Annotated in this window: 16 protein-coding genes; 14 read left to right on the plus strand and 2 right to left on the minus strand. The window is 60.2% G+C overall.

Annotated features, from left to right (window positions below):
• Positions 1 to 126 precede the first annotated feature (126 nt).
• From rplU to ACXR0M_RS21120, 5 genes are all read left to right on the plus strand, one after another.
• Positions 127 to 438 (plus strand): 50S ribosomal protein L21, encoded by a 312-nt coding sequence (rplU, locus tag ACXR0M_RS21100; protein WP_003228361.1) that lies wholly within the window; start codon positions 127 to 129, stop codon positions 436 to 438.
• Positions 439 to 473: 35 nt separating this feature from the next.
• Entirely contained in the window at positions 474 to 731 is a 258-nt protein-coding gene (rpmA, locus tag ACXR0M_RS21105) for a 50S ribosomal protein L27 (protein WP_003228360.1), read from the plus strand.
• Between the two features lie 193 nt (positions 732 to 924).
• Positions 925 to 2,148 (plus strand): Obg family GTPase CgtA, encoded by a 1,224-nt coding sequence (cgtA, locus tag ACXR0M_RS21110; protein ID WP_108590524.1) that lies wholly within the window; start codon positions 925 to 927, stop codon positions 2,146 to 2,148.
• Between the two features lie 134 nt (positions 2,149 to 2,282).
• On the plus strand, positions 2,283 to 3,401 hold the full coding sequence (proB, locus tag ACXR0M_RS21115) for a glutamate 5-kinase (protein WP_458833695.1): 1,119 nt from the start codon (positions 2,283 to 2,285) through the stop codon (positions 3,399 to 3,401).
• Positions 3,402 to 3,414: 13 nt separating this feature from the next.
• On the plus strand, positions 3,415 to 3,882 hold the full coding sequence (locus ACXR0M_RS21120; RefSeq protein ID WP_458833696.1) for a CreA family protein: 468 nt from the start codon (positions 3,415 to 3,417) through the stop codon (positions 3,880 to 3,882).
• A gap of 173 nt (positions 3,883 to 4,055) precedes the next feature.
• Here ACXR0M_RS21120 and rpsT read toward each other — a convergent pair whose 3' ends face one another.
• A complete protein-coding gene (rpsT, locus tag ACXR0M_RS21125) occupies positions 4,056 to 4,328 on the minus strand; it encodes a 30S ribosomal protein S20 (protein WP_003228351.1) in 273 nt (90 codons plus the stop codon).
• A 252-nt stretch (positions 4,329 to 4,580) separates the two neighbouring features.
• On the opposite strand from rpsT, the gene murJ reads away from it, so the two are divergent.
• The 6 genes from murJ (at position 4,581) to ispH (ending at position 12,156) form a co-directional block, all read left to right on the plus strand.
• Positions 4,581 to 6,119 carry a murein biosynthesis integral membrane protein MurJ gene (gene murJ / locus ACXR0M_RS21130; RefSeq protein ID WP_458833697.1) on the plus strand — a complete coding sequence of 513 codons (1,539 nt, stop codon included), beginning with the start codon at positions 4,581 to 4,583 and terminating at the stop codon, positions 6,117 to 6,119.
• A gap of 129 nt (positions 6,120 to 6,248) precedes the next feature.
• The gene (gene ribF / locus ACXR0M_RS21135; RefSeq protein ID WP_458833698.1) at positions 6,249 to 7,187 is read left to right on the plus strand and encodes a bifunctional riboflavin kinase/FAD synthetase; all 939 of its coding nucleotides are present in this window, start codon (positions 6,249 to 6,251) and stop codon (positions 7,185 to 7,187) included.
• A gap of 13 nt (positions 7,188 to 7,200) precedes the next feature.
• Positions 7,201 to 10,032 carry an isoleucine--tRNA ligase gene (gene ileS / locus ACXR0M_RS21140; RefSeq protein ID WP_458833699.1) on the plus strand — a complete coding sequence of 944 codons (2,832 nt, stop codon included), beginning with the start codon at positions 7,201 to 7,203 and terminating at the stop codon, positions 10,030 to 10,032.
• Positions 10,025 to 10,537, plus strand: a complete 513-nt coding sequence (gene lspA, locus ACXR0M_RS21145; protein ID WP_458833700.1) for a signal peptidase II — start codon at positions 10,025 to 10,027, stop codon at positions 10,535 to 10,537. The genes ileS and lspA overlap by 8 nt, the downstream gene beginning before the upstream one ends.
• A gap of 7 nt (positions 10,538 to 10,544) precedes the next feature.
• Positions 10,545 to 10,982 carry an FKBP-type peptidyl-prolyl cis-trans isomerase gene (fkpB, locus tag ACXR0M_RS21150; protein ID WP_262143304.1) on the plus strand — a complete coding sequence of 146 codons (438 nt, stop codon included), beginning with the start codon at positions 10,545 to 10,547 and terminating at the stop codon, positions 10,980 to 10,982.
• Positions 10,983 to 11,211: 229 nt separating this feature from the next.
• Entirely contained in the window at positions 11,212 to 12,156 is a 945-nt protein-coding gene (ispH, locus tag ACXR0M_RS21155; protein WP_086792860.1) for a 4-hydroxy-3-methylbut-2-enyl diphosphate reductase, read from the plus strand.
• On the opposite strand, the gene ACXR0M_RS21160 is transcribed toward ispH, so the two are convergent.
• Positions 12,113 to 12,682, minus strand: a complete 570-nt coding sequence (locus ACXR0M_RS21160) for a GspH/FimT family pseudopilin (protein ID WP_458833701.1) — start codon at positions 12,680 to 12,682, stop codon at positions 12,113 to 12,115. The genes ispH and ACXR0M_RS21160 overlap by 44 nt on opposite strands.
• Positions 12,683 to 12,812: 130 nt before the next feature.
• Between ACXR0M_RS21160 and ACXR0M_RS21165 the strand changes: the two genes are divergently transcribed.
• Genes ACXR0M_RS21165 through ACXR0M_RS21175 form a run of 3 tightly spaced genes read left to right on the plus strand, consistent with a single transcriptional unit; the run spans position 12,813 to position 14,442 of the window.
• Positions 12,813 to 13,286 (plus strand): GspH/FimT family pseudopilin, encoded by a 474-nt coding sequence (locus ACXR0M_RS21165; protein WP_458833702.1) that lies wholly within the window; start codon positions 12,813 to 12,815, stop codon positions 13,284 to 13,286.
• Positions 13,283 to 13,732, plus strand: coding sequence for a type IV pilus modification protein PilV (pilV, locus tag ACXR0M_RS21170; protein ID WP_458833703.1), 450 nt, complete (start codon positions 13,283 to 13,285; stop codon positions 13,730 to 13,732). Before ACXR0M_RS21165 ends, pilV begins: the two co-directional genes overlap by 4 nt.
• Entirely contained in the window at positions 13,729 to 14,442 is a 714-nt protein-coding gene (locus ACXR0M_RS21175) for a PilW family protein (RefSeq protein ID WP_458833704.1), read from the plus strand. The genes pilV and ACXR0M_RS21175 overlap by 4 nt, the downstream gene beginning before the upstream one ends.
• Positions 14,443 to 14,451 lie beyond the last annotated feature (9 nt).

Here is a 14,451-nt window from a genome sequence, read left to right on the forward strand (position 1 = left end):
CCTGAACTTCCTGGGCAGCACCTGCCTTACGCAATTGCACTTGGGCCGTTCCAGCCCCATGCAGCCATGCCAGCCAATACCTCTTCTTATAAAGAGCTGGGTGAGCAGGATTATCGGAGAAATACCATGTACGCAGTAATCGTTACCGGCGGTAAGCAATACAAGGTCGCTGAAGGTGAATACCTGAAGATCGAAAAACTGGAAGTCGCCACTGGCGAATCCGTGACTTTTGACCGCGTTCTGCTGGTCGCCAATGGCGACGACGTGAACATCGGCGCACCTGTTGTTGCTGGCGCAACCGTCAAGGCTGAAGTGATCTCCCAAGGTCGTCACGATAAAGTCCGCATCATCAAGTTCCGTCGCCGTAAGCACCACATGAAGCGTATGGGCCACCGCCAGTGGTTCACCGAGATCAAAATCACCGGTATTCAGGCTTAATTACAGCCTAATTCCTCACTAGGAGAATTGAACTCATGGCACACAAAAAAGCTGGTGGTAGTACCCGTAACGGTCGCGACTCAGAAGCCAAACGCCTTGGCGTGAAGATGTATGGCGGCCAGGTCATCAAGGCCGGCAACATCATCGTGCGTCAGCGCGGCACCCAATTCCACGCTGGCTACGGCGTTGGCATGGGTAAAGATCACACCCTGTTCGCGAAAATCGAAGGCGTGATCAAGTTTGAAGTAAAAGGCGCCTTCGGTCGTCGTTACGTGAGCGTTGTCGCGGCTTAATCGCGAGATCGCTGGAAGAGCCCTGTCTTGCGACGGGGCTTTTTCGTTTGTGGGATGAGTCTCTTGCAAAACTGTTTGTATGGGCTGTCGGCAGTGCGCTGCAAGTCGTGTTTTGGGTCGCTGCGCTCATTTTTGCAAGAGTCTTATGTCTTGATTGTTTTTCGGCTCGTCCGTATGGCGAGAGGCGTTGGTTATGAAGTTTGTTGATGAAGTATCGATTCGCGTAAAGGCTGGTGACGGCGGCAATGGCGCCATGAGTTTCCGTCGGGAAAAATTCATTGAAAACGGTGGCCCGAACGGCGGTGATGGCGGTGACGGCGGTTCCATCTACATGATGGCCGACGAAAACCTCAACACTCTGGTCGACTACCGTTACACCCGGCACTTCGATGCCGAGCGTGGCTCCAACGGCGGCAGCACCGATTGCACCGGCAAGAAGGGTGAAGACCTGATCCTGCGCGTGCCGGTCGGCACCACTGTGATCGACTCGGCCACCCAGGAAGTGATCGGCGACCTGACCAAGGCCGGCCAGAAACTGATGGTGGTGCAGGGCGGCTGGCACGGTCTGGGCAACACCCGTTTCAAATCCAGTACCAATCGTGCGCCACGCCAGACCACTCCGGGCAAGCCGGGTGAGCAGCGTGACCTGAAACTGGAAATGAAAGTGCTGGCCGACGTCGGTCTGTTGGGCTTGCCGAACGCCGGTAAAAGTACCTTCATTCGTTCGGTGTCGGCTGCCAAGCCGAAAGTCGCTGACTACCCGTTCACCACGCTGGTGCCGAACCTCGGTGTGGTCAGTGTCGATCGCTGGAAAAGCTTCGTCATCGCCGACATTCCAGGGCTGATCGAAGGCGCTTCCGACGGTGCCGGCCTGGGCATTCGCTTCCTCAAGCACTTGGCGCGTACCCGCCTGTTGCTGCACCTCGTCGACATGGCACCGCTGGATGACACCAGCGCACCGGACGCGGCGGAAGTGATCGTCAACGAGCTGGTCAAGTTCAGCCCGTCGCTGGCCGAGCGTGATCGCTGGCTGGTGCTGAACAAATGCGACCAGATCCTCGAAGAAGAACACGAAGAGCGCGTCAAGGAAATCGTTGATCGTCTGCAATGGGAAGGTCCGGTCTACGTGATCTCGGCCATCGCCAAAGAAGGCACCGAGCGCCTGACTCGCGACATCATGCGTTATCTGGAAGATCGTGCCGATCGCCTGGCCAACGACCCTGCGTACAAGGAAGAGTTGGCCGATCTCGATCAGCGCATCGAAGACGAAGCCCGTGCCCAGCTGCAGGCACTGGATGACAAGCGTGCCCTGCGTCGCAGCGGCGTGAAGTCGGTCCACGACATCGGCGACGATGACTGGGACGAAGAAGATGTGGATGACGAAGACGGTCCGGAAATCATTTACGTGCGTGACTGATCCGTTGCGATAAACTTGAACGCCGCTCAATCGAGCGGCGTTTTAGTATCTGGGAATCGGCTGGTCACGAAGAGCCACGAATAACGTCACGGGCAGCGCTGGGTCGCGCCGCCCTCAAGCTAAGGTTGAAGATGATGCGGAGCAAAGTGACAGGTGCGCAGCGTTGGGTCGTGAAGATCGGCAGCGCGTTGCTGACGGCGGACGGCAAGGGGCTCGATCGCCAGGCAATGGGTGTCTGGGTCGAGCAGATGGTGGCGCTGCATGAAGCAGGCGTCGAGCTGGTGCTGGTGTCTTCCGGCGCCGTGGCAGCCGGCATGAGCCGCCTGGGCTGGACCGCACGACCCAGTGCGATGCACGAGCTCCAGGCCGCTGCTGCAATCGGCCAGATGGGCCTGGTGCAGGCCTGGGAATCGAGCTTTGCCGAGCATGGCCGGCACACCGCGCAGATTCTCCTGACTCATGACGATCTGTCCGACCGCAAGCGCTACCTGAACGCCCGCAGCACTCTGCGCGCATTGGTCGAGCTGAAAGTCATTCCGGTGATCAACGAAAACGACACGGTGGTCACCGACGAGATCCGTTTCGGCGATAACGACACGCTGGCGGCGCTGGTGGCCAATCTGGTCGAGGCGGATCTGCTGGTGATCCTCACTGATCGCGATGGCATGTTCGACGCTGACCCGCGCAACAATCCGGATGCGCAGCTGATTTATGAGGCGCGTGCCGATGATCCGACTCTCGATGCAGTGGCGGGCGGCACTGGCGGTGCGCTGGGGCGCGGCGGCATGCAGACCAAGCTGCGTGCGGCGCGTCTGGCCGCGCGTTCCGGGGCGCATACCATCATCGTCGGTGGGCGTCTGGAGCGTGTGCTTGATCGCCTGAAAGCGGGCGAGCGCATCGGTACGCTGCTGTCGCCTGAGCGCGGCATGCTTGCGGCGCGCAAGCAGTGGCTGGCCGGGCATCTGCAAACTCGCGGCACGCTGGTGCTGGACGAGGGTGCGGTCTCGGCGTTGTCGCAGGGCAACAAGAGTTTGCTGCCGGTTGGCGTGAAGCTGGTACAGGGCAGTTTCCGTCGTGGCGAAATGGTGGTGTGCGTGGCGCCGGATGGTCGTGAGATCGCCCGTGGCCTGGCCAACTACAGTGCTCTGGAAGCGCAAAAAATCATTGGTCAGTCGTCAGATGCGATCGTCGGCGTGCTGGGCTACATGGCTGAGCCGGAGCTGGTTCACCGTGACAACCTGATTCTGGTCTAAGGAAAAAAAACGCATGCGCATGGCAAAAGGATTGTTGGGTCTGCTGATGGCGTTGCCATTGCTGGCCTCGGCCGAGGAAATCGGTCAGGTGTCGACGGTGTTCAAGTTTGTTGGCCCGAATGACCGGATCGTGGTCGAGGCCTTTGATGATCCGAAGGTCGATGGCGTGACGTGCTACCTGTCGCGCGCCAAGACGGGCGGGGTGAAGGGTGGTCTGGGGCTGGCGGAAGATCGCGCCGAGGCGTCGATTGCCTGCCGTCAGGTCGGTCCGATCAAGTTCAAGGGCGAGCTGAAGGATGGCGACGAGGTGTTCAAGGAGCGCACCTCGCTGGTGTTCAAGACCATGCAGGTGGTGCGTTTCCTCGACAAGAAGCGCAATACGCTTGTGTACCTGGTCTACAGCGATCGCGTAATCGAGGGCAGTCCGCAGAATGCGGTGACAGCGATCCCGATTATTCCGTGGGTACCGGTTCAGCAATAACAGCATCAAGCCAAATGTGGGAGCGGGCTTGCTCGCGAAGAGGTCGTGTCAGTCAATAGAAGTATCGGCTGGCAGATCGCATTCGCGAGCAAGCTCGCTCCCACATTTTTATTTGCCAAATTGCAGGCAATAAAAAACCGACCCTAAGGTCGGTTTTTTAATGACTACGTCGATTAAGCAGCTTCTTTCAGCGCTTTGACGTGGCCATTCAGGCGGCTCTTATGGCGAGCAGCCTTGTTCTTGTGGATGATGCCTTTATCGGCCATGCGGTCGATAACTGGCACAGCCAGAACGTATGCAGCTTGAGCTTTTTCAGCGTCTTTTGCGTCGATGGCCTTAACTACATTCTTGATGTAGGTACGAACCATGGAACGCAGGCTGGCGTTGTGGCTGCGACGCTTCTCAGCCTGTTTTGCACGTTTTTTGGCGGAAGGTGAGTTGGCCACCGTCGAGCTCCTCGAAAGACTTTTTAGGAAATAGCAAACAAAATAGGCCGCGAATCATGCCGATGAAGAGATGTCTTGTCAAGGGCGCTTGAAACGTTCCGCTAAGTGGTAGGTGTAAAGAGGCGGGATATTTATTTCCGGCGCTTGACCTGTAAACTCGCGAGCTTTGGCTCTGTGCTGTTGCGGCGCGGAGTATCGCACAAGTAGGCGCATTGTTCGCCTGCTGTTTATCGACAGGCACACATTTCCTCAATGAATCTGCTCAAATCGTTGGCCGCCGTCAGCTCTATCACGATGCTTTCCCGGATTCTCGGGTTTGTTCGTGACACGCTCATTGCTCGCACCTTCGGCGCCGGAATGGCGACGGACGCCTTCTTTATTGCCTTCAAACTGCCCAACCTGCTGCGGCGCATCTTTGCCGAGGGCGCGTTCTCTCAGGCGTTCGTGCCGATTCTGGCGGAATACAAAAGCCAGAAGGGCGAGGAGGCGACCCGTACCTTTATTGCTTATGTTTCCGGCTTGTTGACGCTGGTGCTGGCGCTTGTCACCGCGCTGGGCATGATCGCTGCGCCTTGGGTGATCTGGGCCACGGCGCCCGGATTCACCGATACCCCGGAAAAATTCCAGCTCACCTCCGATTTGCTGCGGGTGACGTTCCCCTATATATTGCTGATCTCCCTGTCATCGCTGGCCGGAGCGATCCTCAACACCTGGAACCGCTTCTCGGTGCCGGCCTTCGTGCCGACCTTGCTCAACGTCAGCATGATCGTGTTCTCGCTGTTCCTCACGCCGTATTTCGATCCGCCGGTCATGGCCCTCGGCTGGGCGGTGCTGGTGGGTGGTCTGGCGCAATTGCTCTATCAACTGCCGCACCTGAAAAAGATCGGCATGCTGGTGCTGCCGCGCCTCAATCTGCGTGATAGCGGCGTCTGGCGGGTGATGAAGCAGATGCTGCCGGCGATCCTTGGTGTATCGGTCAGCCAGATTTCGCTGATCATCAACACCATTTTTGCCTCGTTTCTGGTGGCTGGCTCGGTGTCGTGGATGTACTACGCCGACCGTCTGATGGAATTGCCGTCCGGCGTACTCGGCGTGGCGCTGGGCACAATCCTGTTGCCGACGCTAGCCAAGACCTACGCCAGCAAGGATCGCCACGAGTATTCGCGGATTCTCGATTGGGGCCTGCGGCTGTGTTTTGTGCTGGTGCTGCCATGTTCGCTGGCGCTGGGGATTCTCGCCGAGCCGCTGACCGTTTCGTTGTTCCAGTACGGTCAGTTCGGCGGCTTCGATGCCGAGATGACCCAGCGCGCGCTGATTGCCTATTCGGTCGGTCTGCTCGGAATCATCGTGATCAAAGTGCTGGCGCCGGGCTTTTATGCGCAACAGAACATCCGCACCCCGGTGAAAATCGCCATCTTCACCCTGGTCTGCACGCAACTGTTCAACCTGATGCTGATCGGCCCGTTGGCGCATGCCGGTCTGGCCTTGGCGATCAGCGCGGGTGCCTGCCTGAATGCCGGGCTGCTGTTCTATCAACTGCGCAAACAAAAGATGTATCAGCCGCAACCGGGCTGGTACCTGTTCGCTTTCAAGCTGGTGGTGGCGGTAGCGGTGATGTCAGCGGTGCTGCTGCTGGGCATGCATTTCATGCCGGCGTGGGATCAGGGGCATATGCTTGAGCGTTTCCTGCGCCTCGGTGCGCTGGTGGTGGCTGGCGTGGTGGCCTACTTCGGCATGTTGCTGCTGCTCGGTTTCCGTCTGCGCGACTTCAATCGCAAGGCCTTGAGCTGAGGTTTCAGCCTTTAAGGACGGGCATGGGCCGGCAGTTTTGTCGGCTCGTTCACTTTGCGTTACGGTGTTGCCTGTCGTCGGCCGTCGGGTGTGGTTATAATCGACCACTTTATGAGCAAGAAGCGCGTTATGCAGCTGGTTCGAGGCCTCCACAACTTGCGCCCCCAGCATCGGGGCTGCGTCGCCACTATTGGCAACTTTGACGGTGTTCACCGTGGTCACCAGGCTATCCTGGCCCGACTGCGTGAGCGTGCGCTCGAGTTGGGCGTACCCAGCTGCGTGGTGATTTTCGAGCCGCAGCCACGGGAATTCTTCGCCCCCGATACCGCGCCGGCACGTCTGGCGCGCTTGCGCGACAAACTGCAACTGCTGGCTGCCGAAGGCGTCGACCGGGTCCTGTGCCTGGCGTTCAACCAGCGCCTGAGCAAGCTCAGCGCCAGCGAATTCGTCGACACCATCCTGGTGGATGGCCTCGGCGTTCAGCATCTGGAAGTTGGCGACGATTTCCGCTTTGGCTGCGACCGCCTCGGCGATTTCGATTTCTTGCTGCAAGCCGGACAAGTCCACGGTTTTACCGTGGAAGCCGCGCAAACCGTCGAGCTGGACGGCATCCGCGTCAGCAGCACCCAGGTGCGCAACGCATTGGCCGCCGCCGACTTTGCCCTGGCTGAACGCCTGCTCGGCCGCCCGTACCGGATCGTCGGGCGCGTGCTGCATGGCCAGAAACTGGCCCGGCAACTGGGTACGCCCACAGCCAACATTCAACTCAAACGTCGTCGCGTGCCGTTCACCGGGGTCTATCTGGTGGATGTGGACATCGACGGCAAGACCTGGCCCGGCGTCGCCAACATCGGCGTACGGCCCACGGTGCAAGGTGATGGCAAGGCCCACCTTGAAGTTCACTTATTGGATTTTGCCGGCGATCTGTATGACCGGCGTCTGACGGTGGTTTTCCACCAAAAGCTGCGTGAAGAGCAGCGTTTCGCCTCCCTGGAGGCACTGAAAACGGCGATCAACGCGGATGTCGCCGCCGCCCGTGCACTAGCCGCACCTAGCGCCCATCGCTAATGAAGAGCCTTAAATGACCGACTATAAAGCCACGCTAAACCTTCCGGACACCGCCTTCCCAATGAAGGCCGGCCTGCCACAGCGCGAACCGCAGATCCTGCAGCGCTGGGACAGTATTGGCCTGTACGGAAAGTTGCGCGAGATTGGCAAGGATCGTCCGAAGTTCGTCCTGCACGACGGCCCTCCGTACGCCAACGGCACGATCCACATCGGTCACGCGCTGAACAAGATTCTCAAGGACATGATCATCCGCTCGAAGACCCTGTCGGGCTTCGACGCGCCGTACGTTCCGGGCTGGGACTGCCACGGCCTGCCGATCGAACACAAGGTTGAAGTGACCCACGGCAAGAACCTGGGCGCGGACAAGACCCGCGAACTGTGCCGTGCCTACGCCACCGAGCAGATCGAAGGGCAGAAGTCCGAATTCATCCGTCTCGGCGTGCTGGGCGACTTCGCCAACCCGTACAAGACCATGGACTTCAAGAATGAGGCCGGCGAAATCCGTGCCCTCGCCGAAATCGTCAAGGGCGGCTTCGTGTTCAAAGGCCTGAAGCCGGTGAACTGGTGCTTCGACTGCGGCTCGGCCCTGGCCGAAGCGGAAGTCGAGTACGAGAACAAGAAGTCCTCGACCATCGACGTTGCCTTCCCGATCGCTGACGAAGCCAAACTGGCCGCCGCGTTCGGTCTGCCATCGCTGGGCAAGCCTGCCTCAATCGTGATCTGGACCACCACCCCGTGGACCATCCCGGCCAACCAGGCGCTGAACGTGCACCCGGAATTCAACTACGCGCTGGTGGATATCGGCGACAAGCTGCTGGTGCTGGCCGAAGAGCTGGTCGAAGCCTGCCTGGCCCGCTACGGCGTTGAAGGTTCGGTCATCGCGACCACCACCGGTAAGCAACTGGAGCTGATCAACTTCCGTCACCCGTTCTACGACCGTCTGTCGCCGGTGTACCTGGCCGACTACGTGGAACTGGGCGCCGGCACCGGTGTGGTTCACTCCGCCCCGGCCTACGGTGTGGACGACTTCGTGACCTGCAAGAAGTACGGCATGGTCAACGACGAAATTCTCAACCCGGTGCAGAGCAACGGCGTGTACGTACCGTCGCTGGAATTCTTCGGCGGCCAGTTCATCTGGAAAGCCAACCCGGCCATTGTCGAAAAACTGACCGAAGTCGGTGCGCTGATGCACACCACCGTCATCGAACACAGCTACATGCACTGCTGGCGCCACAAGACCCCGCTGATCTACCGCGCCACCGCACAGTGGTTCATCGGCATGGACAAGCAGCCAACCAGCGGCGATACCCTGCGCGTACGCTCGCTCAAAGCCATCGAAGACACCAAATTCGTTCCGGCCTGGGGCCAGGCGCGTCTGCACTCGATGATCGCCAACCGTCCGGACTGGTGCATCTCCCGTCAGCGCAACTGGGGCGTGCCGATCCCGTTCTTCCTCAACAAGGAAAGCGGCGAGCTGCACCCACGCACCGTTGAGCTGATGGAAGAGGTCGCCAAGCGCGTTGAAGTCGAAGGCATCGAAGCCTGGTTCAAACTCGACGCCGCCGAACTGCTGGGCGACGAAGCGCCGCAGTACGACAAGATCAGCGACACCCTCGACGTCTGGTTCGATTCGGGCACTACGCACTGGCACGTACTGCGCGGTTCGCACCCGATGGGTCACGAAACCGGCCCGCGTGCCGACCTGTACCTGGAAGGTTCCGACCAGCACCGCGGCTGGTTCCACTCCTCCTTGCTGACCGGTTGCGCCATCGACAACCACGCGCCGTACCGCGAACTGCTGACCCACGGCTTCACCGTCGACGAGTCCGGCCGCAAGATGTCCAAGTCGCTGGGCAACGTGATCGCGCCGCAGAAAGTCAACGACACCCTCGGCGCCGACATCATGCGTCTGTGGGTCGCGTCGACCGACTACTCCGGCGAAATGGCCGTGTCCGAGCAGATCCTGCAGCGCAGCGCGGATGCCTATCGTCGTATCCGTAACACCGCGCGCTTCCTGCTTTCCAACCTGACCGGTTTCAACCCGGCCACCGACCTGCTGCCGGCTGAAGACATGCTCGCGCTGGATCGCTGGGCCGTGGACCGTACCCTGCTGCTGCAGCGCGAGCTGCAAGAGCATTACGGCGAATACCGTTTCTGGAACGTCTACTCGAAGATCCACAACTTCTGCGTGCAGGAGCTGGGTGGGTTCTACCTCGACATCATCAAGGACCGCCAGTACACCACCGGCGCCGACAGCAAGGCCCGTCGTTCGTGCCAGACCGCGCTGTTCCACATCTCCGAAGCGCTGGTGCGCTGGATCGCGCCGATCCTCGCGTTCACCGCCGACGAGCTGTGGCAGTACCTGCCGGGCGAGCGCAACGAGTCGGTGATGCTCAACACCTGGTACGAAGGTCTGACCGAGCTGCCGGAAGGCTTCGAGCTGGGTCGCGCCTACTGGGATCGCATCATGGAAGTGAAGGTGGCAGTCAACAAGGAAATGGAAATCCAGCGCGCGGCGAAAGCCGTCGGTGGCAACCTGCAGGCCGAAGTCACGCTGTTCGCCGAAGAGGCGCTGAGCGCTGATCTGGCCAAGCTGAGCAACGAGCTGCGCTTTGTCCTGATCACCTCGACCGCCAGCGTGGCGCCTTTCGTTCAGGCACCGGCAGACGCAGTAACCACCGAAGTCAGCGGCCTGAAGCTGAAGATCGTCAAATCGGCCTTCGCCAAATGTGCGCGTTGCTGGCACTGCCGCGAAGACGTCGGCGTGAATCCGGAGCATCCGGAAATCTGCGGTCGTTGCGTCGACAACATCAGCGGCGCCGGCGAGGTTCGTCACTATGCCTGATTCCGTTGGCCGTTTCGGACGGTTGAGCTGGCTCTGGTTGAGTTTGCTGGTTCTGGTCATCGACCAGGCCAGCAAGTTCTACTTCGAAAACAGGCTCGAAATGTTCCAGCAGATCGTGATCATTCCCGATTACTTCAGCTGGACCCTGGCCTACAACACTGGCGCCGCGTTCAGCTTTCTGGCCGACAGTTCCGGCTGGCAGCGCTGGCTGTTCGCCCTGATCGCGATCGTGGTCAGTGCGGTGCTGGTGGTCTGGCTCAAGCGCCTGGGCCGCAACGACACCTGGCTGGCCGTCGCTCTGGCATTGGTGCTGGGTGGCGCGCTGGGCAATCTGTATGACCGCATTGCCCTGGGCCATGTGATCGACTTCATTCTGGTGCACTGGCAGAACCGCTGGTACTTCCCGGCGTTCAACTTCGCTGACAGCGCCATTACCGTTGGCGCGATCATGCTGGCACTGGATATGTTCAAACCGAAGAAAACCGGAGAAGCCGTTCATGACTGAACAGGTATTGGCTGAGCAACGCATCGGTCAGAACACGGAAGTCACCTTGCACTTCGCATTGCGCCTGGAGAACGGCGACACGGTCGACAGCACTTTCGATAAAGCCCCGGCGACCTTCAAGGTCGGCGATGGCAACCTGCTGCCGGGTTTTGAAGCCGCCCTGTTCGGCTTCAAGGCCGGCGACAAGCGCACGCTGACCGTCGAGCCGGAAAACGCCTTCGGCCAGCCGAACCCGCAAAATGTACAGATCATCCCGCGTTCGCAGTTTGCCGACATGGAGCTGTCGCCGGGTTTGCTGGTGATCTTCAACGATGCGGCCAATACTGAGTTGCCGGGCGTGGTGAAAGAGTTCGACGACGCGCAAGTGACCGTCGACTTCAACCACCCGCTGGCCGGAAAGACGCTGACCTTTGACGTCGAGATCATCAACGTCAAAGCGATCTGACTGACCGCACGCGGTCAAAAATGTGGGAGCGGGCTTTTGTGGTGAGGGGATTTATCCCCGATGGGGTGCGAAGCGCCCCCTATCCAGACACCTCCGTCCGTGCTGGAACCGCGTCGTCAGGATTTGGGGGGCTTTGCCCCCATCGGGGATAAATCCCCTCGCCACAAAGCTTTACTCCTACAAGGGCTGTATTGATCTAATTTCTTGCGCGCAAGACACGAGGCACAGCATGCAAATCAAACTCGCCAACCCCCGTGGCTTCTGCGCCGGCGTGGACCGGGCGATCGAAATCGTCAACCGCGCCCTGGAAGTCTTCGGGCCGCCGATCTACGTGCGTCATGAAGTGGTGCACAACAAGTTCGTCGTTGAAGACCTGCGCAACCGTGGCGCGATTTTCGTCGAGGAGCTGGATCAGGTGCCGGACGACGTCATCGTGATCTTCAGTGCCCACGGAGTTTCTCAGGCGGTGCGCAACGAAGCCGCCGGTCGTGGCCTGAAAGTGTTCGACGCCACCTGTCCGCTGGTGACCAAGGTGCACATCGAAGTCGCCAAATACAGCCGCGACGGCCGTGAGTGCATCCTGATCGGCCACGCTGGTCACCCGGAAGTCGAAGGCACCATGGGCCAGTACGACGCCAGCAATGGCGGCGCAATCTACCTCGTCGAAGACGAAAAAGACGTGGCTGAGTTGCAAGTGCGTAACCCGGAAAAACTGGCGTTCGTGACCCAGACCACGCTGTCGATGGACGACACCAGTCGCGTCATCGATGCCCTGCGCACACGTTTCCCGGCCATCGGTGGTCCGCGCAAGGACGACATCTGCTACGCCACGCAAAACCGTCAGGACGCGGTCAAGCAACTGGCCGACGAATGCGACGTGGTATTGGTGGTGGGCAGCCCGAACAGCTCCAACTCCAACCGTCTGCGTGAGTTGGCCGAGCGCATGGCCACGCCGGCCTACCTGATCGACGGTGCCGAAGATCTGCAGAAAAGCTGGTTCGATGGCGTCGAGCGTATCGGCATCACCGCCGGTGCTTCGGCGCCGGAAGTACTGGTGCGCGGCGTGATCCAGCAATTGCAGGCGTGGGGTGCGACCGGTGCCGATGAATTGGCCGGGCGTGAAGAGAACATCACCTTCTCGATGCCGAAAGAGCTGCGCGTGCGTTCGATCTGACGCCTTGCGCTTTCTCGCACAGCGCCTGCGCGGTTTTCTCCCGCATCAGGCGCACTCGACCGGTCGCCGCCAGCACCACCTGGAGCTGGCTGACCGGCTCGTGTGTCGAACACAGATGTAACGTCCCGGCCTGAAATGCCCGCCCGGGCATCAGCGGTTGTCCCAGACTGCTGAAACGCACGTAACGACTGACCGCCCAATTGCCGACAATCGGTATCTGCGCAGCACTCGCCTGTTCCTGCAGCAGGGGATTGTCGCGGTCCTGCGGCCCCTTGCCGCTGATATCCAGAATGATCCGCCAGCCCTGACTCCAGTCGCCGTTGATGCCGTGAATCACCACGCTCTGATTGCGTGTGATCGCCTGCGTGCGGGCATTGCGAATGCCCTCGAGCAACGACTGCGCCGCCTGGTCACGCCGGGTCGATTCGTTGAAAGCGGCAAACGCCGGACTGACCAGCGCCAGAACAATTGCGCCAATCGCCAGTCCCATAAGCAATTCAATCAGGCTGAAACCCTGTTGCGGCATGAACACATCCTCCCTGAAGCATGAGGCCCGGCGCGGTCCGTGCGGCGGGCAGGGCAAATCAACCGACGCGAAGCGGTTGAATGTTCTAGTTTGTAGAAGCAGGTATAGCCGACGGCAACGGAGGGCATCGATGGATCATCGTACAAAAGGTTTCACGCTGCCCGAGTTGCTGGCGGCGGTGGCGGTGATGGTGATCCTCATCACCCTGGCAGTACCGGGCTTTACCCGTTCGATCCAGAGCAGCAGGGCCGATACCGAAATGGGCGATTTGCAGCGGGCCATCAACTATGCGCGTCTGGAGGCGATCGATCGCGGCGTGACCACGCGGCTGCGGCCGAGCGCTGGTGGCAGCGTGTGGACTGGCGAGCTGGCGGTCTATGACAGTACTGGCACTCCGGCCAATGTGTTGCGGGTTGTTCCGGCGATGAGCAGTGGCGCGACTCTGACGCTACCCTCAGGAGTGACCGCACTGGATTTCAACAATCTCGGTGGTCTGGCGGCGCCGTCGACGGCGGTGGCCATCAGTTATGTGCTGGGAACGCAAAGCAGGACGCTGAACGTGTGTCTGAACGGAAGAATTCAATTGGGTGGAAGTTGCGGATGAGGGCAGGGAGCCAACAGGCACAGGAGGGCATGTCGCTGATCGAGGTGCTGGTCGCGTTGCTGATTTTGACCGTCGGCATTTTGGGCGCGGCCGCCGTGCAGCTCAATGCGCTGAAGTACACCGACAGTTCGCGGATGACCAGCCAGGCGAGTTTCATCGCCTACGACATGATGGACCGCATCCGCGCCAACGCCGCCGCCGACTATACGGTGCCGCCGCCGACCTCGGGCAACCTCAGTGTTGCTCGCGATCAGGACCTCTACGACTTCACCACCAACATTGTCAATTTCGGCGGGCCGAGCGCCACCGGCACGATCACCCTCAATCAGCGGGTGTACACCATCACCATCAACTGGAACGACTCGCGGGCGGCGAATGCCACCGGCACCACGCGCAGCTTCGTCCTCACCAGTCGCGCCACGGTCGACCCGGTGGCCACGCCATGAAGCAGCGCAACCGTGGTTTCGGCCTGATCGAAATGCTCATCGCCCTGGCGCTGGGGCTGATCATCGTATTGGGTGTGGTGCAGACCTTCCTCACCGCGAAAAACACCTACGTCAGCCAGAATACGGCGGCCGCGATGCAGGAAGACGCGCGTTTCGTGTTGAGCAAGATGATTCAGGAATTACGCATGGTCGGGATGTTCGGCTGTCTCGGCAGCATTACCGACGCGAGCTCCGCTGGGGACTTCAGTGCGGCGCAGATCACTCCGATCAGTTGGGACAACAGCAACCTCAAACTGACCCTGGTCACTGCCGATGTTGGCGGCAATGGCGGGACGCCGACCTGGACGGTGGTCTCCGATTGCCGCAACAGCTCCACTGCATATACCGGGTTACGCGCTGCCGCGAGCGGGCAGATCGCCTTTCCGATCCGTCGCCTGATCTACACTTTCAGCAACAACCAGATCCTCATGGGCACTGGCGTCGGCAACCCGACCCAGCAGGTGCTGGTAAATAACGTCAGTGCCTTCAACGTGACCTTCGGTCTGGCCGCGTCCGCCACTGATGTCGCGGCGTCCTCCTACAGCAGCAACCCCAGTGATCCGGCGCGCATCCGCAGTGTGCGCCTGAGTCTGACCCTCACCGACCCGAACAATCGGGTGGCCAATCAAACCTTCAATGTGGTTGCCGCTTTGCGCAACCGCTTGCAGTGAGGGCCGGGT

It is taken from the genome of Pseudomonas sp. Eth.TT006, assembly GCF_054456575.1.

Coding starts and splice junctions, on each gene's coding strand:
- ileS (WP_458833699.1), top strand. CDS start 7,201: ATGACCGACTATAAAGCCACGCTAAACCTTCCGGACACCGCCTTCCCA.
- cgtA (WP_108590524.1), top strand. CDS start 925: ATGAAGTTTGTTGATGAAGTATCGATTCGCGTAAAGGCTGGTGACGGC.
- ribF (WP_458833698.1), top strand. CDS start 6,249: ATGCAGCTGGTTCGAGGCCTCCACAACTTGCGCCCCCAGCATCGGGGC.
- ispH (WP_086792860.1), top strand. CDS start 11,212: ATGCAAATCAAACTCGCCAACCCCCGTGGCTTCTGCGCCGGCGTGGAC.
- ACXR0M_RS21165 (WP_458833702.1), top strand. CDS start 12,813: ATGGATCATCGTACAAAAGGTTTCACGCTGCCCGAGTTGCTGGCGGCG.
- lspA (WP_458833700.1), top strand. CDS start 10,025: ATGCCTGATTCCGTTGGCCGTTTCGGACGGTTGAGCTGGCTCTGGTTG.
- rplU (WP_003228361.1), top strand. CDS start 127: ATGTACGCAGTAATCGTTACCGGCGGTAAGCAATACAAGGTCGCTGAA.
- murJ (WP_458833697.1), top strand. CDS start 4,581: ATGAATCTGCTCAAATCGTTGGCCGCCGTCAGCTCTATCACGATGCTT.
- ACXR0M_RS21120 (WP_458833696.1), top strand. CDS start 3,415: ATGCGCATGGCAAAAGGATTGTTGGGTCTGCTGATGGCGTTGCCATTG.
- ACXR0M_RS21175 (WP_458833704.1), top strand. CDS start 13,729: ATGAAGCAGCGCAACCGTGGTTTCGGCCTGATCGAAATGCTCATCGCC.
- pilV (WP_458833703.1), top strand. CDS start 13,283: ATGAGGGCAGGGAGCCAACAGGCACAGGAGGGCATGTCGCTGATCGAG.
- proB (WP_458833695.1), top strand. CDS start 2,283: ATGCGGAGCAAAGTGACAGGTGCGCAGCGTTGGGTCGTGAAGATCGGC.
- rpmA (WP_003228360.1), top strand. CDS start 474: ATGGCACACAAAAAAGCTGGTGGTAGTACCCGTAACGGTCGCGACTCA.
- ACXR0M_RS21160 (WP_458833701.1), bottom strand. CDS start 12,682: ATGCCGCAACAGGGTTTCAGCCTGATTGAATTGCTTATGGGACTGGCG.